This window comes from Anaeromusa sp., assembly GCF_028691475.1.
Classification (GTDB): Bacteria; Bacillota; Negativicutes; order Anaeromusales; family Anaeromusaceae; genus Anaeromusa.
In genome coordinates, this window is sequence record NZ_JAQUZF010000006.1 from 34,517 (window position 1) to 54,233 (window position 19,717).

Annotated in this window: 22 protein-coding genes; 21 read left to right on the forward strand and 1 reads right to left on the reverse strand. The window is 49.0% G+C overall.

From position 1 onward, the window contains the following. Positions 1–99: 99 nt before the first annotated feature. The 20 genes from PHF27_RS01985 to PHF27_RS02080 all read left to right on the forward strand — a co-directional run bounded on the left by PHF27_RS01985 (position 100) and on the right by PHF27_RS02080 (position 16,719). Positions 100–738, forward strand: coding sequence for a phosphatidylserine decarboxylase family protein (locus tag PHF27_RS01985; RefSeq protein WP_300065420.1), 639 nt, complete (start codon positions 100–102; stop codon positions 736–738). Continuing rightward, positions 735–1,427, forward strand: a complete 693-nt coding sequence (pssA, locus tag PHF27_RS01990; protein ID WP_300065377.1) for a CDP-diacylglycerol--serine O-phosphatidyltransferase — start codon at positions 735–737, stop codon at positions 1,425–1,427. Before PHF27_RS01985 ends, pssA begins: the two co-directional genes overlap by 4 nt. Positions 1,428–1,473: 46 nt before the next feature. Then, positions 1,474–2,757 (forward strand): glycosyltransferase family 2 protein, encoded by a 1,284-nt coding sequence (locus tag PHF27_RS01995; protein ID WP_300065379.1) that lies wholly within the window; start codon positions 1,474–1,476, stop codon positions 2,755–2,757. 79 nt (positions 2,758–2,836) lie between these two features. Next, a complete protein-coding gene (gene queD / locus PHF27_RS02000) occupies positions 2,837–3,223 on the forward strand; it encodes a 6-carboxytetrahydropterin synthase QueD (RefSeq protein WP_300065381.1) in 387 nt (128 codons plus the stop codon). A 16-nt stretch (positions 3,224–3,239) separates the two neighbouring features. Continuing rightward, positions 3,240–4,004, forward strand: coding sequence for a 5'/3'-nucleotidase SurE (gene surE / locus PHF27_RS02005; RefSeq protein WP_300065383.1), 765 nt, complete (start codon positions 3,240–3,242; stop codon positions 4,002–4,004). Between the two features lie 88 nt (positions 4,005–4,092). Further along, on the forward strand, positions 4,093–4,740 hold the full coding sequence (gene ppaX, locus PHF27_RS02010) for a pyrophosphatase PpaX (protein WP_300065385.1): 648 nt from the start codon (positions 4,093–4,095) through the stop codon (positions 4,738–4,740). A gap of 15 nt (positions 4,741–4,755) precedes the next feature. Next, a complete protein-coding gene (mtnP, locus tag PHF27_RS02015; protein ID WP_300065387.1) occupies positions 4,756–5,574 on the forward strand; it encodes an S-methyl-5'-thioadenosine phosphorylase in 819 nt (272 codons plus the stop codon). A gap of 16 nt (positions 5,575–5,590) precedes the next feature. Further along, positions 5,591–6,676: an S-methyl-5-thioribose-1-phosphate isomerase gene (mtnA, locus tag PHF27_RS02020; protein WP_300065389.1), complete on the forward strand. Its 1,086-nt coding sequence runs from the start codon at positions 5,591–5,593 to the stop codon at positions 6,674–6,676. Next, positions 6,673–7,917 carry an adenosylhomocysteinase gene (locus PHF27_RS02025; protein ID WP_300065391.1) on the forward strand — a complete coding sequence of 415 codons (1,245 nt, stop codon included), beginning with the start codon at positions 6,673–6,675 and terminating at the stop codon, positions 7,915–7,917. The genes mtnA and PHF27_RS02025 overlap by 4 nt, the downstream gene beginning before the upstream one ends. An 18-nt stretch (positions 7,918–7,935) precedes the next feature. Further along, a complete protein-coding gene (locus PHF27_RS02030) occupies positions 7,936–8,604 on the forward strand; it encodes a class II aldolase/adducin family protein (RefSeq protein ID WP_300065393.1) in 669 nt (222 codons plus the stop codon). After that, a complete protein-coding gene (locus PHF27_RS02035) occupies positions 8,597–9,886 on the forward strand; it encodes an amidohydrolase (protein WP_300065395.1) in 1,290 nt (429 codons plus the stop codon). The genes PHF27_RS02030 and PHF27_RS02035 overlap by 8 nt, the downstream gene beginning before the upstream one ends. 20 nt (positions 9,887–9,906) lie before the next feature. Then, on the forward strand, positions 9,907–11,082 hold the full coding sequence (locus PHF27_RS02040; protein ID WP_300065397.1) for an aminotransferase class I/II-fold pyridoxal phosphate-dependent enzyme: 1,176 nt from the start codon (positions 9,907–9,909) through the stop codon (positions 11,080–11,082). A 39-nt stretch (positions 11,083–11,121) separates the two neighbouring features. Beyond that, positions 11,122–11,469, forward strand: a complete 348-nt coding sequence (locus tag PHF27_RS02045; protein WP_300065399.1) for an ASCH domain-containing protein — start codon at positions 11,122–11,124, stop codon at positions 11,467–11,469. A gap of 135 nt (positions 11,470–11,604) precedes the next feature. Next, on the forward strand, positions 11,605–12,186 hold the full coding sequence (locus tag PHF27_RS02050) for a phosphate propanoyltransferase (RefSeq protein WP_300065401.1): 582 nt from the start codon (positions 11,605–11,607) through the stop codon (positions 12,184–12,186). A 155-nt stretch (positions 12,187–12,341) separates the two neighbouring features. Continuing rightward, complete coding sequence (locus tag PHF27_RS02055) at positions 12,342–12,545, forward strand: 4Fe-4S binding protein (RefSeq protein WP_018703199.1); 204 nt, start codon at positions 12,342–12,344, stop codon at positions 12,543–12,545. Between the two features lie 15 nt (positions 12,546–12,560). Further along, entirely contained in the window at positions 12,561–13,628 is a 1,068-nt protein-coding gene (locus PHF27_RS02060; protein ID WP_300065404.1) for a 3-methyl-2-oxobutanoate dehydrogenase subunit VorB, read from the forward strand. Positions 13,629–13,632: 4 nt separating this feature from the next. Further along, positions 13,633–14,385, forward strand: a complete 753-nt coding sequence (locus tag PHF27_RS02065; protein ID WP_300065406.1) for a thiamine pyrophosphate-dependent enzyme — start codon at positions 13,633–13,635, stop codon at positions 14,383–14,385. After that, a complete protein-coding gene (locus PHF27_RS02070; RefSeq protein ID WP_300065408.1) occupies positions 14,385–14,939 on the forward strand; it encodes a 2-oxoacid:acceptor oxidoreductase family protein in 555 nt (184 codons plus the stop codon). The genes PHF27_RS02065 and PHF27_RS02070 overlap by 1 nt, the downstream gene beginning before the upstream one ends. Before the next feature lie 130 nt (positions 14,940–15,069). After that, positions 15,070–16,053, forward strand: a complete 984-nt coding sequence (locus tag PHF27_RS02075; protein WP_300065410.1) for a tyrosine-type recombinase/integrase — start codon at positions 15,070–15,072, stop codon at positions 16,051–16,053. A gap of 225 nt (positions 16,054–16,278) precedes the next feature. Beyond that, positions 16,279–16,719, forward strand: a complete 441-nt coding sequence (locus tag PHF27_RS02080; RefSeq protein ID WP_300065412.1) for a GNAT family N-acetyltransferase — start codon at positions 16,279–16,281, stop codon at positions 16,717–16,719. Between the two features lie 6 nt (positions 16,720–16,725). Here PHF27_RS02080 and PHF27_RS02085 read toward each other — a convergent pair whose 3' ends face one another. Next, on the reverse strand, positions 16,726–18,723 hold the full coding sequence (locus PHF27_RS02085) for an oligopeptide transporter, OPT family (RefSeq protein ID WP_300065414.1): 1,998 nt from the start codon (positions 18,721–18,723) through the stop codon (positions 16,726–16,728). A 426-nt stretch (positions 18,724–19,149) separates the two neighbouring features. Between PHF27_RS02085 and PHF27_RS02090 the strand changes: the two genes are divergently transcribed. Beyond that, a complete protein-coding gene (locus PHF27_RS02090) occupies positions 19,150–19,527 on the forward strand; it encodes a MerR family transcriptional regulator (RefSeq protein ID WP_300065416.1) in 378 nt (125 codons plus the stop codon). Positions 19,528–19,717 lie beyond the last annotated feature (190 nt).

Here is a 19,717-nt window from a genome sequence, read left to right on the forward strand (position 1 = left end):
CCTCGAAGGTATATATTATAATTATTTGAGAATATGGGCCACTTAAAGAAAGCCCTTTTCTTTTTGCCCCGACGAGGGCAGGAGGTGAAACGAAGTATAATGACAACAGGCCTCATTGTAAAAGAGGGGTACCGTTATATTGCCTTTTTATTTCTCCTTACCGTTATGGTTGCCTTCTTTGCCGAGCCGGTATGGAGCATTTTGCCAGGCGTACTGACTTTGTTTGTGACTTTTTTCTTTCGCAATCCCAATCGGATTATTCCAACAGGGGATAATTTGGTACTTTCACCGGCGGACGGCAAAGTTATGAGCGTTTGCGAAGTGACTGACGAGGAATTTCTTCATACCAAAGGCACAAAAGTTACAATTTTTCTTTCCGTCTTTGACGTACATGTCAATCGCAGCCCCATTGGCGGGGAAATCAAGTATCAGCAGTATGTATGCGGCCGCTTCAAACCAGCCTATAAAGCTTCGGCAGGCTGTGAAAATGAACGCCATGCCATCGGTTTGGATAATGGACGCTTGCAGGTATTGGTCACACAAGTGGCCGGTCTTATTGCACGGCGCATCGTCTCCTGGGTTACTCTCGGCAGCCAGCTGCATTCCGGCGAATGCTTCGGCATGATTAAATTTGGCTCCTGTACGGAAATCATCATGCCTGCTGCCGTGGAAGTGCTGGTCAAAAAAGGAGATCGCGTTTATGGCGGCAAGACCATCATAGGGAGGTTACACGAGTGAAGTATTGGATTCCCAATGCCGTTACAGCCCTCAACCTAGTTCTGGGCATGATTTCTCTCGGCTTTACGATGCAGGGAGATTTCGTACCGGCTGGTTTTTTTATCGTCGCCGCTATGATTGCGGACGGTTTGGATGGCAGGGTGGCACGGGCGCTTGGAGTCAGCAGCGAGTTTGGGAAGGAACTTGATTCGCTTTGCGATCTGGTTTCTTTTGGCGTTGCTCCGGCATTGCTGGCCTATCAGTTTGCGCTAAAGGAGTTTGGCTGGATTGGGTTTTCTGTTGCGATCTTCTTTGCTTTATGCGGCGCTTTACGCCTGGCGCGTTTCAACGTAAACACCACTACGGTCAAAGGGTATTTCATGGGTCTGCCCATTCCGGCAGGCGGCTGCCTGGTAGGTACTTTTGTGGCTCTCGGCTACAAGCCCAGCGGCTGGACATTTCCCATTCTGATTGCTATTTTCGCCTATTTAATGGTCAGTTCGGTTCATTACCCTGATTTCAAGGGGAAGGGAAATGAGCAGATTCACGCCATTCCCGTTATATTGACTGCTGTCATGGCCGGTTATATTCTCTGGCATTCCCTAGAGGCCATTGTTTTTGTCATTTTCTTCTCTTATGCATTTTTTGGCGTGCTAAATTTTGCCTATGGACTTTTTGGACGCCAACGGATAACAGCAGCAAAGCAATAGACGGACACCATCTTAGAATTTTGGTGTGCGAAAAGGAGCGTCTCCCATGAACTATATAATGGATATTATCATGATCCCCATTCAAGCAATGATTGCTTTTTTCAGCGTGTACTATTTTGTTCTCGCTTGTTTTGGTTTTTGGAAGAAAAAAGAAAAGAAAAATTTCCAACCGAAACATACTTTTGCCATTGTGGTTTCCGCTCATAACGAAGAATCGGTTATTGGACAATTAGTAGAAAATTTGCATGTCTTGCGCTATCCTAAAGAGCTTTATGACATCTTTATTATCGCAGATAACTGCACAGACGCTACAGCGAAAGTAGCCCGCGAATACGGCGCTATTGTGCATGAACGCTTTGACAAGGAAATACGTGGCAAAGGCTTTGCCATGGAATGGATGTTCGCGCGGCTTTTTAAGATGAAACGCCAGTATGATGCCGTTGTGGTTTTTGATGCTGATAATCTGGTGCATCCAAATTTTCTTTTGGAAATGAATAATCGTTTGCAAAAAGGGGAGACCGTTATCCAGGGTTACATGGATGCCAAAAACCCCACAGATACCTGGATTTCCGGAACCTTTGCCATTGCCTTCTGGCTGATCGATCATATTTGGCATTTAGCCAAGTATAATATTGGTTTATCCAGTGTTCTAGGCGGCACGGGCATGTGCATTTCCACTAGTGTCCTGCGCCGTTTCGGCTGGGGCGCTACCTGTCTGACGGAAGACATGGAGTTTACCATGAAGGTCTTATTGAAAGGCATTCGTACTACCTGGGCCCATGATGCCATTGTTTACGATGAAAAACCGCTAACGTTCAAGCAGGCTTGGAATCAGCGCAAACGCTGGGCACAGGGACATTTCGACATTGCCGGACGCTATATTCCCACCATGATTAAGGAGGGCATCCGCCGCCGCGATATTCGTCTGTTGGACGGAGTGCTGCACTTGGTACAGCCTCACTTTTTGCTGATGTCTACATTCTTCGTTATTGCCAGTTATGCTGGTGCGGTTTATCCTTTTTACACGAATATTTTAGAGCGAGTTTTACCTCTTGAAGTTTGGACTATTCTCGCTTTTGGCCAATATATTTTCCCTGTCATTATTTTGGCCAAGATTCGAGCAAATTGGAAGTGCTGGCTGTATCTGCTGATGTATCCTGTCTTTGTCTACAGTTGGATTCCCATCACCTTCCTGGGCTTTTTGCATCGGCACGAGCGCGTTTGGAGTCATACGCAGCATACCCGTGCACTTAGCTATCAAGACATGCTGATGAAAGCCAATGATGAATTCGCTAACGAGCCGGTATTCAGCAAACAAGCAGCGAAATAATTCAAAAAGAGGTGAGTCTAACTCACCTCTTTTTCTCCATTTCAACAACACAATCTCTTAGAAAAGAAAGGAACATAGTATGTATGACTTAACGATAAGCCTCGATTTTGAAGCCGCGCATTGTATTCGCGAGTACCCCGGAAAGTGCCGTCGTCTGCACGGCCACAACTGGCGTGTTGAGGTTAGCGTCTGCGGTGAGACCTTAAATGAACTGGGCATGCTTGTCGATTTTCATGATCTTAAGGACGCTGCCAAAGGGGTTCTTAATGAACTGGATCATCATTATTTGAATGAATTGGAAGCTTTCAGCCAGTTGAATCCTACGGCGGAAAATTTGGCTCGTTATGTTTATGAAAAACTAGAACAATTGCCCCTGCTGCGTCAGGGGGATGTGTTTCTGACGCAGGTAAAAGTTTGGGAATCACTTCATTCCGCTGTAGCTTATACTAAGGCACGGGCAAACTGATAGGAGGCGCCTCTCTATGCGTATATTACTGACAAACGACGACGGAATTGACGCCTCCGGCATTCGCGCTTTATGGCAAGAGCTTTCTCCTTGGGCGGATGTAATTGTTGCCGCTCCGGACCGAGAGCGAAGCGCTACCAGCCAGGCCATTACTGTGACCCATCCCATTCGCGTGGATCGCCATGTTGTAAAAGAAGACGGCATTAAAGCCTGGCGAATCGGGGGTACGCCTACAGATTGTGTGAAAATTGCACTGGAAGCGCTCCTTAGTGAGACACCGGACCTGGTCATTTCCGGTATCAATCACGGCCCTAACTTAGGCACGGATGTGCTTTATTCCGGTACAGTCAGCGCTGCTATGGAAGGTTCCCTGCATGGTATTCCGTCCTTGGCGGTCTCTCTTAATGCTTGGAGCCATGGCGATTTCAAAAGCGCAGCCAAAATCACGAGACGCATTCTGGAAACCATAATTCTACCGCATCAACTGCAGCCCGGAATGCTGCTGAACCTCAACATTCCGGCGCTGCCGGAAGCGGAGCTTAAAGGAGTCGCTGTTACCAAACTGGGTGTGCGCCAATATACAAATACCTTTGAACGTCGTCTTGATCCCCGAGGACGCATTTACTATTGGATGGGAGGCGAAGTGCTAAACGTCAGCAATGATGAGGATAGCGACATCGCTGCCGTTGCCAAAGGATGCGTTTCCATTACTCCCATTTGTCTGGATATGACGGATCACAGCCTTTTGCCGCTGGTAAAGTCTTGGGCTAAGGAACAGTAAGCAAAAAAGTCCGGCAGGACAAAGAATAAAGAGAAGTGAATTATTGTACGAAGTACGAAATAACCATTTTGCAAGCAGGAGGATCTTTGTGAAATTTGCAGGCATTTTATTTGATCTGGACGGAACGTTAATTAATACTTCACCCTTAATTATTGCGTCTTTTCAGCATACCTTTCAAACCGCTTACGGACGAACGCTGCCGGAAGAGGCCATTTCACGGTATTTTGGCGAACCCTTACGTACGGCCATGGAGGTCCTGGGCGAACCAGGAGACGCAGATCACTTGATTGAAATTTATCGCGCTTTTAATCTAGAGCACCATGACCGACTGGCTGCCTCCTTTGAGGGAGTTGAGCAAGCGTTGCAGGCTCTTGATAAAGCGGGCGTCGCCATGGGCGTAGTTACTTCTAAAACGGAAAAAACCGCCTGGCGCGGCCTGCGTCTGTTCCATTTAGACGGTTATATCCGGCATGTAGTGGGCATGGAATCAACCCAGCAGCACAAGCCTCATCCGGAACCGGTGGAAAAAGGCTTGTCCCATTTGGGTCTGCCGGCTTCCGCTTGTCTGATGGTGGGAGACAGCCCTGCTGATATCGCCAGCGGTCATGCAGCTGGCTTAAAAACAGCTGCCGTTTCCTGGACGCTAGTGCCCTGGGAAAATCTTGCGGCATCGAAACCCGATCATGTGTTGCAAACAATAAACGACCTGGTCTTCCTGGTGACGGGAAACCGGTAAGTAGGAGGCGTATTCATGACCACCACACCGCATCGTTTGGCCGTCATCGGCGGCACAGGAGTATACGATCCCCGTATGCTGAGTTCTCTTTGGGAAGATACCATGTCGACGCCCTTTGGCTCGGTTCCGTATCAAGTGGGACGTTTGGAAGGTCAGGAAGTTGTCTTTTTGTCACGTCATGGCGCTGGACATTCCATACCGCCGCATTTAATTAACTACCGGGCGAATATCTACGCTTTAAAAAAGCTGGGTGTTGTGGCTGTTTTGGCCACGACAGCTGTCGGCTCGCTACGCATGGAATATAAGCCCGGCGATTTTGTTGCGGTAGATCAGTTTCTTGATTTTACGAAAAATCGCGTCAATACTTTTTTTGACGGCGGTCGCCGCGGCGTAGTGCACGTAGACGTTACCCAGCCTTATTGTCCTTCGTTGCGCGCCGTTCTGGCCGAAAGCGCCCAGGAAACCGGTATAACTCTTCACTCCCAGGGTTGTTACGTCTGTGCAGAAGGGCCGCGCTTTGAAACACCGGCGGAAGTAAGGCTTTTTGCTTCCTTCGGCGGCGACGTTGTCGGCATGACCAATATCCCGGAAGCCGTGCTGGCCAGAGAAGCCGAAATGTGCTATGCTACCGTCTCTATGATAACTAATTACGGAGCAGGCCTTTCGCCGCAAAATCTTACGCATGGCGAAGTTGTCGAGATCATGAAACAAAATAGCGCCAAGCTGCGCTTGCTTTTAGAAAAAACGCTGACTCGCATTAAGGCGGAAGCGGACTGCTCCTGCCGCCACGCGCTGCAAGAGTACGGCGGCTTTGACATGACGAAATTTGAGTAAAAGGGGAACGGCTTTCATGAAAACCATGGAATGGAAAGACGGCTGCCTTTGGCTTTTGGATCAAACAGCGCTGCCGCTAGAAGAATGCCAGCGTTGCTGTGAAGATTACCAGGCTGTAGCTGACGCCATCTGTAAATTGGAAGTACGAGGCGCCCCGGCGATTGGCGCTGCAGCCGCCTACGGTCTAGTACTGGGAGCTAAAAGCGTTGAGCATGCCGACGACTTTTCTGCGCAATTACAGCGCATTGCCAAAGATCTTAACGCCACAAGGCCTACTGCTGTTAATTTAGCCTGGGCCATTAAGCGCATGCTGCAAGCAGCCCAAGCCCATGAGCACCAGCCGGCTACCGTAATTGTTGCGGCTTTGGAAGAAGAAGCAAATGCTATTGCCCGTGAAGATGTGCTGATTAACCAGCGTATGTCCCGGTTTGGGGCTGATTTATTTGATGCATCCAATCCCATAACGGTTCTGACGCACTGCAACGCTGGTTCGCTGGCCACGGTCGAACAGGGAACCGCCTTAGGCGTTATTCGTGAAGCCTACCGACAAGGAGGCATCAGCGGAGTCTACGCTGACGAGACCAGACCGCTATTGCAAGGCGCCCGCTTAACGGCTTGGGAGCTTTCCAAGGATTCTATTCCTGTTACGCTGATTACGGATAATATGGCTGGCTATGTTATGAAATTAGGCCGTGTCAAAGCGGTTATTGTCGGAGCTGACCGCATTGCCGCTAATGGCGATGTGGCCAATAAAATCGGCACCTATAGCGTAGCGGTTTTGGCGAAAGAACATGGTTTGCCTTTTTACGTAGCCGCGCCGTTTTCTACTTTTGATGTTTCCCTGGCTACCGGAGAGGGTATTCCCATTGAAGAACGGCACGAAAGCGAAGTTACGCATTTTGCGGGTAAAGCCACCGCTCCACAAGGCATTGCGGTCTTCAATCCGGCATTTGATGTAACGCCTCACGAATATGTATCTGCCATTATTACCGAGTACGGCGTTCTGCGAGCGCCTTATGACCAAGCCATTGCCGCCATGCGCCAACAAGCGGCGCAGCCTGCGCAACAATACGTACAAATAAAAAGGAGAATGACACTATGACTACTTCCATGATTCGCGACAGCAAACTGGCCCCCGGCGGCCACGACAAAATCAATTGGGTAAAAAACTTCATGCCTGTACTCAGCCTTTTGGATAAAGATTTGAGTAAAGAACAGCCGCTCAAAGGCAAGCGAATCGTTATCACCATGCATTTGGAAGCGAAAACCGCTTACTTGGCTTTGGTTCTTAAAAATGCCGGCGCTGAAGTAGCCATTACCGGCAGCAACCCGCTTTCTACGCAAGATGACGTGGCGGCGGCGCTGAGCGAGCAAGGCGTTTCTGTTTTCGCTTGGCATGGCTGCACCGATAAAGAATACGAAACCTTCCTGCATCGCGCTTTGGATACCAAACCGGACATCATCGTTGACGACGGCGGCGATCTGGTTTCCTTGCTGCACGGCGAACGCAGCGACTTGGCCGCTAATATCCTTGGCGGCGCCGAAGAGACCACTACCGGCGTACATCGTCTGCGCGCCCTGGCGGAAGAGGGAAGACTGAAATTCCCAATGGTTGCAGCTAATGATGCTTATTGCAAATACCTCTTTGATAATCGTTACGGTACCGGCCAATCGACTTGGGACGGCATCATGCGTACTACCAACCTCACCGTGACTGGCAAGACCGTTGTTGTCGCCGGCTACGGCTGGTGCGGCAAAGGCGTTTCCATGCGCGCCAAGGGCCTAGGCGCCAATGTCATCGTTACCGAAATTGATCCCATTAAAGCCATTGAAGCCGTATTTGACGGTTTCCAGGTTATGCCTATGGAGGAAGCCGCCAAGCAAGGAGATATTTTTGTAACCGTCACCGGCTGCAAGGATGTTATCCGCAAAGAGCATATCGAAGTCATGAAAACTGGCGCGATTCTTTCTAATGCCGGCCATTTCGATGTGGAAATCAACAAAGGCGATCTAGATGCTTTAGCCGTGCAAAAGCGGACCGCTCGCCACAATATTGAAGAATACTTAATGGCAGACGGCCGCCGCATCTATCTGTTGGCGGAAGGACGTCTGGTAAACCTGGCCTCCGGTGACGGCCATCCGGCAGAAATCATGGATTTGTCTTTTGCGGTGCAGGCCATGGCAGTTCTGCATATTTTGAACCACCATCAAGAGATGGATAACTCCGTTCACACCGTTTCCGATGATCTAAACAAGGAAATTGCCAGCTATAAGCTGAAAGCCATGGGCTTTGGCATTGACGCCCTTTCAGCGGAACAGGAATCCTATTTGAAACAGGCTTAAATCAAGGAGGGCGCTACAATGCTTGAAGTTTCTTGCCAACAGCTTGTGCTGGCCGGGCAAAGTCTTTTGGCTAAAGGCTTAGTTGCAGGGACCTGGGGCAACCTCAGCCTGCGCGTAGCTGAAGATCAAGTAGCGATTACTCCTTCCGGCCGCGAGTATGGCTCCTTAAAAAGCGAAGATGTTGTTATCGTCGATCTAAACGGCCAGGTTATTTTTCAGGCATCTGGCCGTACCGCTTCTTCGGAAATGCCTCTTCATTTGGCGATCTATCAAGCACGGCCGGATATTATGGCTATTGTTCACACGCACAGTGTTCACGCTAGTGCTTGCGCCGTAGCCCATAAGCCCATTCCTCCGGTGATTGAAGACATAGTTCAATTAGCGGGCGGCGAAATTCCTTTAGCGCCGTATGCTCTGCCTGGAACCCAAGAACTGGCGGCGCAAGCTGCCGCCACTCTTGGCTCCAAACAGGCCGTATTATTGGCCAATCATGGAGCAGTATGCTGCGGTACTACTTTGGCGGAAGCCATGACAGCAGCAGAATTAGTAGAAAAAGCGGCGCAAATTTATCTTTATGCCAATCTTTTAGGAGGAGCTAAGGCCTTAAGCGACGAAGATGTAAACATTATGCATGAATTTTACGTTTCGCATTATCGCAAGCGGAGAGGGGATACAGGGAATGACTGAACGCATCTTGATTCGCAATATCGAATATTGGGGCCCGGACGGAGCAGTAGCTACCGGGGATATTGCCATTGCAGAAGGTAAATTTGCTTATGTAGGCATTGTGCCTGAAGCGTGGTCAGCGGATCGCATTATTGAAGGAAAAGATCTTCTGGCTATGCCTGGCTTTATCAATACACATACTCATGCGGCGATGAGCTTATTTCGCAGCTATGCGGATGATATGCAGCTTATGGACTGGCTGCAAGAAAAAATTTGGCCCGCAGAAGCCCGTTTAGAAGCGGATGACGTCTACTGGGGGACGCAGCTGGCGATTGCGGAAATGCTGCGCACCGGCACAACCACTTTTGCAGATATGTACTTTTTTATGCCTGATGCGGCTCGCGCTGTCGCCGAAAGCGGTATTCGCGCCAGTTTGGCCCGCGGCATGGCCGGTGTAGCGCCGAATGCGGAAACAGCACTGACCGAAAGCGCTTCCTTCTTTCGGGAATTTCACGGTGCCGCTGATGGCCGAATCACCGTCATGCTCGGACCGCATGCGCCCTATACCTGCCCGCCTGCTTATTTGGAACGCGTTGTTTCCATGGCCCATTGCCTAAACGCCAACATTCACATTCATCTGGCGGAAACAATAGGCGAAGTGGAAGACTGCAAAAAAGACCACGGCGCTACGCCCATGGCTTTGATGGAACGCCTTGGTCTGCTGGAATGCGGCACCTTGGCAGCTCATTGCGTGCATCTCTCACCGGAAGATATCGAACTGATGGTACGCCGCAAGGTTCGTGTAGCTCATAATCCCGGCAGCAACTTGAAGCTGGCCAGCGGGATTGCACCGGTGCCGGCTATGTTGAAAGCCGGTTTGTGCGTGGCCCTTGGTACCGACGGAGCCGCCAGCAACAATAATTTAGATATGTTGGAAGAAGTCCGTTTGGCGGCAACCCTGCATAAGGCTAATACCGGCGATCCATTGGCCGTATCCGCAAGTGAAGCCTTGCAGATGGCTACCAGCGCGGGCGCGCTTGCGCTGGGCTTGGAGCAGCAAATCGGTCAAATTGCTCCCGGTAAAAAAGCGGACCTGACCCTTTGGAACATGAATGGCTTGCACTGGCAGCCTCGTTATGACCGTATTTCCCTTCTGGCTTATGCCGCGAATGCCCTTGATGTGCACTCCGTCTTGGTCGATGGCAAAGTATTGCTAGACAATGGCGAGTTCACAACAATCGATATTGAACGACTGCGTCATGAAGTGGCTGTACGCAGCCAGCACCTTACTGCCCGTAACTAAGGATCCGAGGAGGAATTTACTTGTTTCATCCAGTTTGCTCTGAACGGTTGAACGGACTTTCGTCCGCTGTTTTTTCGGAAATTGACGCTTTGCGCCGCGCGGAAGAAGCCAAAGGCCGCGACATCATTACCTTGAGTATTGGCAGTCCCGACTTAGCTCCAGCGCCGCATATTGTCGATGCTTTATGCAACGCCGCTAGGGAGGGGCATCAATATCGCTACGCCTTGTCACGCGGTAAAAGTGAACTGCTGGAAGCTATGGCGCAGTGGTATCAAGATAAATTTGCTGTTACTCTTTGCCCGGAAACAGAAGTACATACGCTGATGGGTTCCCAGGACGGTCTGGCTCACATCGCTCTTTGCCTGCTTAACCCGGGCGATGTAGTGCTGGTTCCCGATCCAGGATATCCGATTTTCAGCGCAGGACCTTTGGTAGCCGGCGCCGAATTATATCATATGCCTTTGCGCAAAGAGAATGAGTTTTTACCTGACTTGGAAGCTATTCCGGCAGACATTCGCAAGCGCGCCAAGCTGATGATTCTAAACTATCCCAATAATCCTTTAGCAGCCGTGGCGAACGAAGAATTTTTTCGCAAGGTAGTGGCTTTTGCCCAACAAAATGAAATTGTTGTTTGCCATGATTTTGCCTATAGCGAGCTGGTCTTTGATGGCTATCGCCCGCCGAGCTTTCTGGCAACTCCAGGAGCCAAGGAAGTGGGCATTGAGTTCCACTCTCTTTCCAAAACATACAATATGGCCGGCTGCCGCGTAGGCTTTGCTTTGGGCAATGCTGAAGTTATCTCCTATTTAGGACGCTTGAAATCAAACTTTGACTATGGTATTTTTCTTCCTGTCCAGGAAGCCGCTATCGCCGCTCTGCGCGGACCGCAGCAGGCCGTACTGGACACAGCCGCCATCTACCAACGCCGCCGGGATCTTTTGATTGATGGCTTAGCCGCCTGCGGATGGCAGATTCCCAAGCCTAAAGGCACCATGTTTGTTTGGGCACCGGTGCCAACCAAGGAAACCTCCATGGAATTTACGTTATCCTGGCTGCGTGAAGCAGGGGTAGCCGTAGTGCCGGGAAGCGCTTTCGGAGCGCAAGGCGAGGGCTATGTGCGCATCGCCTTGGTAGAAGAAGAGGCAAGTTTACAAAAAGCAGTTGATCGTACCGTGCAATGGTTGAAAAAGGGCTGAATTGCAGCAATATCCAGATTGACAAAGGAGGAATTGTCAATGAAAGCATTGAATTTTTATTCATCCAATTACCATGTACAGTTAGTCTGTCGCCGCAAATCCTGTACCATTCGCTTTGGCGACAAGCGCAGCAAATATCAGGAAGGCGACATTGTCTGGGTAACGGTGGGCAAACGGTTTCATCAGCGCAAGAAGATATATGCCGCTGTTATTGACCGCGTTTTGGTAAAACCCATCGGTCAATTAACCCGCGAAGACCTGCAAGGGGAAAATCCGGATATTGCCAGTGTCGAAGAGCTGACCCGTTTCTTGGAAGGGGTCTACGAGCGCAGCATTGCTCCAGACGATACGGTAACAGTTGTTTATTTTTCAGAAATCATTGAGTAACATTTCATGATATAATAAACCGAAGCTGATTTATTGACAGTTTCGGTTTATTTTTATATTTAAGGAATCATTGCTGTTACTGCGCCGATTCCTTAAGAAAAATGCCGCTAAAACAAAACAGGGAGTGTGTTATTTATGTCTAACAAAACAGTAACCGCAGGTATTTCCGCCCGCCACGTCCATGTAACCCGGGAGCATCTGGATATTCTCTATGGAGCTGGCTATGAGCTGACCAATAAAAAAGATTTGGCACAGCCTGGACAGTTTGCTTCCAACGAGACCATTGATGTAGTCACCGAAAAATCGGCGTTTAAAAATGTACGTATTTTGGGACCAATCCGCAGCAAGAGCCAAGTAGAAGTTTCCATGAGCGACGCCATGAAACTGGGTCTGAAAAATATTCCTGTACGTGATTCCGGCGATTTGGTCGGCACGCCGGGCGCCAAACTGGTAGGCCCGAAAGGCGAAGTCCAACTGACAGAAGGCGTCATTGTAGCTGGACGTCATATCCATATGAATCCTGCTGAAGCCGCCGAATTCGGCGTCAAAGATAAAGATCTCGTTAAAGTCCGCTGTGGCGGCAATCGCGGCCTGATTTTTGAAAATGTGCTGATTCGCGTTAACAAAGACTATGCGTTGGAAATGCATGTCGATACTGATGAAGGAAATGCCGCGTTGTGCAAAAATGGCGATCAATTGGAAGTTATTGTCGACTAAGTAAATGTTAGTGACCAGTATACAAAATACCCGCAATTTTTGCGGGTATTTTTATGTACAAAAGCAGGAATTTTTATGTTAGTTCCGAATAAAGTGAATATACCGAGTTAGTGGTTTACAACATTACAGGCGAAGAGAGGAAAGGGGTTATTTTCATGGCAAAACCGGTCATCAACGAAGAGCGATGCAAAGGTTGCGGCTTATGCACCGTTGCTTGCCCGAAAAAAATTCTGACATTTGCAGATCATTTCAACAGTAAAGGCTATCGTCCCGCTTTCTGTACGGACGAATCGCAGTGCATCGGTTGTGCTCTGTGCGGTAAAACTTGTCCAGATGTAGCTATTGAAGTCTATAAATAAAGGGGAGGAAGTACTGTGGCTGAAAAAGTTCTAATGAAAGGCAATGAGGCGATAGGTGAAGCTGCCATTGTTGCCGGGTGTCGTCATTATTTTGGCTATCCCATTACCCCTCAAACCGAACTTACCGAATATATGGCCAAACGCATGCCGAAAATTGACGGGGTGTTTTTACAGGCGGAAAGCGAAATTGCCGCTATCAATATGGTTTATGGAGCAGCCGGTGCAGGCGCTCGTTCCATGACTTCTTCTTCAAGCCCCGGCATTAGCTTAAAGCAAGAAGGAATTTCCTATATTGCAGGGGCCGAACTGCCTTGTGTCATTGTCAACATTGCTCGTGGAGGCCCGGGCCTGGGCAGTATCCAGCCGGCACAGTCCGACTACTTCCAGGCTACTAAAGGCGGCGGTCACGGCGACTATCGTCTGATCGTCCTGGCGCCGAACTCTGTACAGGAAATGGTTGACTATACGATTCTTTCCTTTGACTTGGCCGATCAGTATCGCACGCCGGTCATGCTTTTGGGCGACGGCGCTTTAGGCCAAATGATGGAGCCTGCCGAATTCAAGGCCAGCACCATCACTCCTCCGGCTAAGCCTTGGGCTGCAGCTGGCTTGAAAGGCCGTAAAAAACCGAATATCATCAATTCGCTGTATCTCCAGCCGGATGCGATGGAACAGCATAACCTGCATCTGCAGGAAAAATTCGCCAAAATTTCCGCTGCTGAAGTTCGCTATGAAGAGCTTTATACAGATGATGCCGAATTGGTCATTGTAGCCTATGGCATTAGCTCCCGTATTGCCCGCACAGCGATGGAAAAAGCGCATAAAGAAGGACTGAAAGTCGGCATGCTCCGTCCGATCACTTTGTGGCCTTTCCCCACAGCTCCGCTCGAAGCATTAGCGCAAAAGGCTTCCGCCTTCCTGACGGTAGAGCTCAGCGCCGGCCAAATGGTCGAAGACGTAAGGCTGGCCGTCGGTAAAGACAAGCCGGTTCATTTCTATGGACGCATGGGCGGCGTAATGCCCAGCCCCAATGAAATTTACGAAAAAATCGTTGCTATTATGAGCGGCAAAGGAGGGAAATGATCTCATGGCTGAAAAAGTTTTTGGTCGTCCTGCTTCACTTGTAGATGTACCTACACACTATTGTCCCGGATGCCATCATGGCATTATCCACCGCCTGGTAGCAGAGGTTATTGATGAATTGGGCGTGCAGGACAGCGCCATTGGCGTCGCACCTGTCGGCTGTTCGGTACTTGCTTATGATTATTTCAACATTGATATGTTTGAAGCCGCTCATGGCCGTGCTCCGGCTGTAGCTACCGGCATCAAGCGCGTTCATCCGGAAGCTCCGGTATTCACCTATCAGGGCGACGGCGACCTTGCCGCCATTGGCGCAGCGGAAATTGTCCATGCAGCGGCGCGCGGCGAAAAAATCACCACTATTTTTGTCAACAACGCTATTTACGGCATGACCGGCGGTCAGATGGCGCCTACCAGCTTGGTAGGTCAAGTCACCCAAACCTCGCCTTACGGTCGTAAAGCGGAAACGGCAGGCATCCCAATTCGCGTCTCTGAAATGCTGGCTACCTTGGACGGCGCTGCTTATATTGAACGCGTAGCTGTCAATAATCCCGCCAATATGGCTAAGGCGAAAGCCGCCATTAAAAAAGCCTTCAAGATGCAATTGGAAGGCAAAGGATTCACCATGGTAGAAGTTCTTTCCACTTGTCCGACCAACTGGGGATTAAGCGCCATTGACGCTGTAAAATGGATGGAAGCCAATATGATGCCTTACTATCCCCTTGGGGTTTTCAAAACACCTGAGGAGGTGGCTAAATAATGTCGCAAACACACGAAATTATTATGTCTGGCTTCGGCGGTCAGGGCATCATGCTCATGGGACAGCTATTGACCTATGCGGGCATGCTTGAAGGCAAGGAAGTAACCTGGATTCCCTCTTACGGCCCGGAAATGCGAGGCGGCACCGCTTATTGCTCGGTTATCGTATCCGAAGACCCCATCGGCGCCCCTATGGTCAGCGAGCCGTCCATGGTTGTGGCCATGAATCTGCCGTCTCTGACTCGCTTTGAAGGATCCTTGCAAAAAGGCGGCACCTTGATCATCAACAGTTCCCTCATTGACAAAGATGCTACTCGTAAAGACATTAATGTCTTTAAAGTTCCTGTCAATGAAATTGCTGCTGAACTTGGCAATCCCAAAGTAGGCAACATGGTCATGCTGGGAGCTATTATTGCAGCAGGGGAGCCGGTGAAAACTGAATCCATGCTGGGAGCTTTCAAAAAAATGTTTGAAAAGAAATTCGCCAATAAGCCGGAACTCTTCAAAATTAACGAAGCAGCCATCCAGCGCGGTGCCGATTTCATTAAAAAGTAAAAGAGAAGACCTGCAATATTCGAAAAGGCGGTTTTATCCAAAACCGCCTTTTCTTGACTCCATAACTCCTTATAAGTATAATTATAAGGAGTTAAGGAGCTATGAGGTACGTTACGAGGGGGAAATAGGTATGAACGGGCAGTATGTAACCATGCCAGCAGTACCAGCTTCATTGCTGAGTCCAGACAGTTGGAGCAAAGAAGAATTCCTGCAGCGCTTCGGCGAATTTCTCCGTTTGGACGTAGCCCATGGCCGCGCCGCTGCCGATACGATGGCTACCTATCTTTCTCATATCCGTCAGTTTCTCCTTTGGTGCCGCGAAGAAGGGCTGCAACCCGAACAGGCTACGGTACACCAATTGAAAGTATACCGCCAGTATCTTTGGGAGAAAAAGCGCTATAAAGTCAGCACCATTGCCTTAAAATTAACGGCGCTGCGCCGTTTTTACGCAGCCGCCGTTTCTAGAGGGATCCTCAAAGAAAATCCGGCAGCAGAAGTGTATGCTGGTGAAGACCGTCGCGCGCGGCTGCAGCAGCAGTCTTTTCTTACCGCCGCCGACATGCAGCATTTGCTGTCGCTCATTCCCAAAGAAGGGGAAGAAGCGCTGCGAGCTAAAGCTATTTTGGTACTTATGGCGTTACAAGGCTTGCGTACCGTAGAAATCCATCGCGCCAATATCGAAGATGTCGATTGGAACAACGGCATGATGCTGGTGCACGGCAAAAAAAGAGACGGCTATGTATATCTGCGCGAGGATGTCCTTGCCGCGTTAGACGCCTATGCCAAACAGCGCCGCCCTGTGCAGGGGGACACGGAAGGCACGCCGCTTTTCGTTTCCATCAGCCGTCATCATAACGGCGGACGTCTTTCACGCTGCGGCATCCGCGATATTGTTGATCATTGGTTCCAAGAAGCCAAGCTTAAAAAGCCGGGAAAAAGCTGTCATTTATTGCGCCATACCTGCGGTACTTTGCTCTACCAGGAAACGAAAGATTTGCGTATCGTCCAGGAAACCCTGCGCCATGCCAGCCCCACGACGACTGCTAAGTACGCCCACTTGGATGATCAGCTGTCGCATCGTTACACCAGCAAAATTCCCATTCAAGTGGATTGATATAAGAACATTATTATCCAACCGCGAAAAACGCGAAAAGCACGAAATTATAAAGTCTGTATACCGAAAAAACGACGCCCATAAATCCCCTATACGCGTCGTTTTTAGCAATGCCCTTACCATACCATTAGGCAGTTCCATGTACATTGTCTTTTGGTAGTAAACAACAAAAAACATGCACTAAATTATCGTTTCATACTTTATTTTAGAAAGGAGCAGCCTAAAATGAATATGCAAAGTCCATCCTATTGTATTGAATTGCTTCAGGCCGCAGACACCTGGGCGCTGCGCCAAGAAGCCATGTGGCCGGACAAAGATATTTCTTTCGTACAACTTCCTGGCGATGAAAAAGCAGTGCATTTTGGCCTCTTTGTAATTACAGCGTCAAACTGCAAAGTACTAGTTTCCTGTCTGTCCGTATTTAGCAACGATGCGGCTTTGCAATTACGCAAATTTGCCACCCTGCCATCACGGCAGCAACAAGGCTGGGGAAGCAAGCTGCTAAGGCATGTGCTGAAGGAATCGTCGCACCTTGCCCAAGGACGCGCGATTGTGCTAGATTCGCGTCAAGAAAAAGAAGCTTTTTACGCTTCTTTCGGCTTTCAGCGCGAAGGAGAACCTTTTGAAAAAAATGGTCGCTTTTATGTACGCATGAAATGGCATTAAAAAAGCTTAGACGGTCGGTTGGCCGCGTCGACTGTACCAAATGAAAAAGCCACACAAGAAAACATACATCACCAAGGAATACATTTCCGGGTTTTCCGTACTTCCCCAAGAAAACTGGCTGAAGTCATAACCCAGCACGCGCAAGCCGGCGCTGCATACGCCCATGATCGAGCCGCCAGCAATAAAACCGGAGCTAATGAGAAGGCCTCGCCGCTGCCTCCATTGGTTCAAAAGCGCATCGCGGCTGCTATGAGCCATTAAATAGGAAATACCACCGCCCGCAAGCAAGGGCGTATTGAGCTCCAGCGGGATGTATAAGCCCAAGCCAAACGCCAATGCCGGCACCTTCAACCAGTCTAACAAAACAGCTAATACAGCGCCTGCAACATATAACATCCAAGGAGCTTCTTGGCCCGCCATGAGCGGTCCGATGACCGCGGCTACCGCATTGGCCTGAGGAGCCGCCAAGGACCCCGGACCGCTGAAGCCCATGCTTTTAGCGAGAAGCAGCATGACTCCGGCGGCAATGAACGCGGAAATTAGAGTGCTAATGACCTTCCAAATCTGCAGCGTCTTCGGCGTAATGCCAAGCCAAAAGGCTACCTTTAAATCCCCTACAAAGCATCCCGTCATCCAGAGGCAGCCGCAAACAACCGCCGCCATAAGCAGAACCACTAAAATGCCGACCTCGCCGACTAAGCCCGTGCTGATCATAGCTTGGGCGCCAATAATCAAAGTCAATAAGGTTAAACCAGATACAGGTTCAGAGGAGGTAAAGGCAATCGATGTAGCTCCTACGACGGAAAAAAGAAAAGACCCTGCCAGCAGTACCACCGTTAAAAGAAGCGCTTGCAGCCAGCTAGCTCCATAGTGAAGGTGAATGAGCAAAGCAAACACCAAGGCAATCAATGCAATTAGTCCCACAACCCAGGCCATCGGAACATCTTCTTGCGTCCGCACAGAGGCGGATGTATTTTTTTTATCCGTCCAGATGCCCAAGATGGCTTCCTTAAAGGCAAGGCCGATAAAAGGGGTCATCTTTAACACTCCCAAAATACCTGCCATCGCCAAGGTCCCAATACCGATAAAGCGAACAGATTGGCGAAAAATAGCCTCTGGTGTCATATCCTGGAATACTTTTTCCGCAGCAGTTCCAAGCAGCCAAGCTTGATTGTCAGCCGATAAAGAAGCCACGAAAGGAAGCAGTACCCACCAGCCAAACAAAGAGCCTCCGGCGATAATCACCGCATAACGCCAGCCCGTCATGTAACCGATGGCTAAAACAGCGGCCTCTACATTAATGGCAAAAAACAGCTTATATTTTTCCGCTAAATAGCTACCAAAAGTACAAAAGCGGGAAGTAAACGCCGCATGCCACCAGCCAAAAGAGTTGGTAGCAAAATCAGCCGCACCGCCTACTAGACTGCTGAGCAAAATTACGCGCAGACTGCCGCCGCCTTTCGCTCCAGACAAGAGAACCTCCGTCGTCGCCAAAGAGCCGGGAAACGGATAATGCCCGTGCATATGTACCACAAAATAGTTGCGCAAAATAATAGCGTAGGCAATACCTAAAAGGCCGCCCAAGAGCGTAGTCCAGACCATTTCCGTAAACGCGGCCTGCAATTGTAGAATAAACAAAGCAGGGAGTACAAAAACAAGGCCGGAATTGACCATGGACCCAGTAGAACCGATGCATTCCATCAGCATATTTTCTCCCAGCGCATCGCTTCTTTTCAATATCGCCGCCAGCGCAATCGCCATGGCTGCTATAGGCGTATCCGCCGAAACGCCTTGGCCCACTTTTAAAGGCATATAGGTGCAAGCCACCGTAAAAACGGCACCAAAAAGCAAGCCCAACAGGACCGCGTAACCTGTCGCTTCCTTTGGCTTTTGGCGCAGCTTCAAGATGGGCTCATAGGTTTCTCCCTCACGCAGCGGAAGAAAAGCGGCATCCGATAGCGAACAGGAATTAGCAGCGTCGGAAACTGCTTCTTTTTTATCCATTCAGGCATCTCCTTTGGAAAAAAGTTACTTTCATTATGCCATAAAAAACAAAAGAACGTCCAGTTTGTCAACTATCGTATTGCTGAGAAACTGAAATTTGCTCTTGGCTTAAAGTTAACTCCAGGATGTAAACAATGCAAAAGACAGAGCGCCCTGGCAAATTGCTTCTAATAAGGAATCGAAGTGATCTTGACAATTTGCTATTTCTTTAAAAAATATATTGACATGGAGTAAACTCAAAGTAGTACAGTAGAGATATGAACATGATTGAAAATAAATGATAACGCAAGGAGATTGAGATAGTGAAATTGTGAATTGTTCAAAAGATGTTGCCGCTATTTTTGAAGTGTCGCTTTCATTTCCCGCGTCGAAAACGGATAAAAAGTAACTTTTTTCAGATGAACATATAAAAAGAGGTGAATAACAATGACAATTACCGAGGTAAGTGAAAAGTTTAATCTTCCCCCGGATACACTTCGCTATTATGAACGAATCAGCTTAATTCCGCGTGTAGGGAGAAGCAAGAGCGGCAACCGCGATTATAACGAAGATGACTGCCGTTGGGTTGAATTTGTAAAATGTATGAGAGGCGCCGGACTTCCTATTGAAGTATTAATCGAATATGTAAGCTTATTTCAACAAGGGGAGGAAACCAGGGATGCGCGCAAGGAAATTTTAATTGAACAGCGCAAACTGCTGCAAGGAAGAATGGAAGATATGCAAAAAACATTGGACCGATTAAATCTCAAGATTTCCCGCTATGAAGAGTCGGTATTGGAAGCGGAAAACGAACTAAAACGGTGAAAACTCAATAGTACATGGCCACTTGGGAGGATTGCCATAAACGTGTTATATTAAGAAAAAATAAAAATGGTTGATTGTAAAATGAAGTTGAACACTTAACAAAAAAGTCCATAGTGACTTTTCCTCGTATGGTAGAATGGAGTTTCCACACAACCATCACCAACGAGGAGGCAATCACTATGGACTGCCC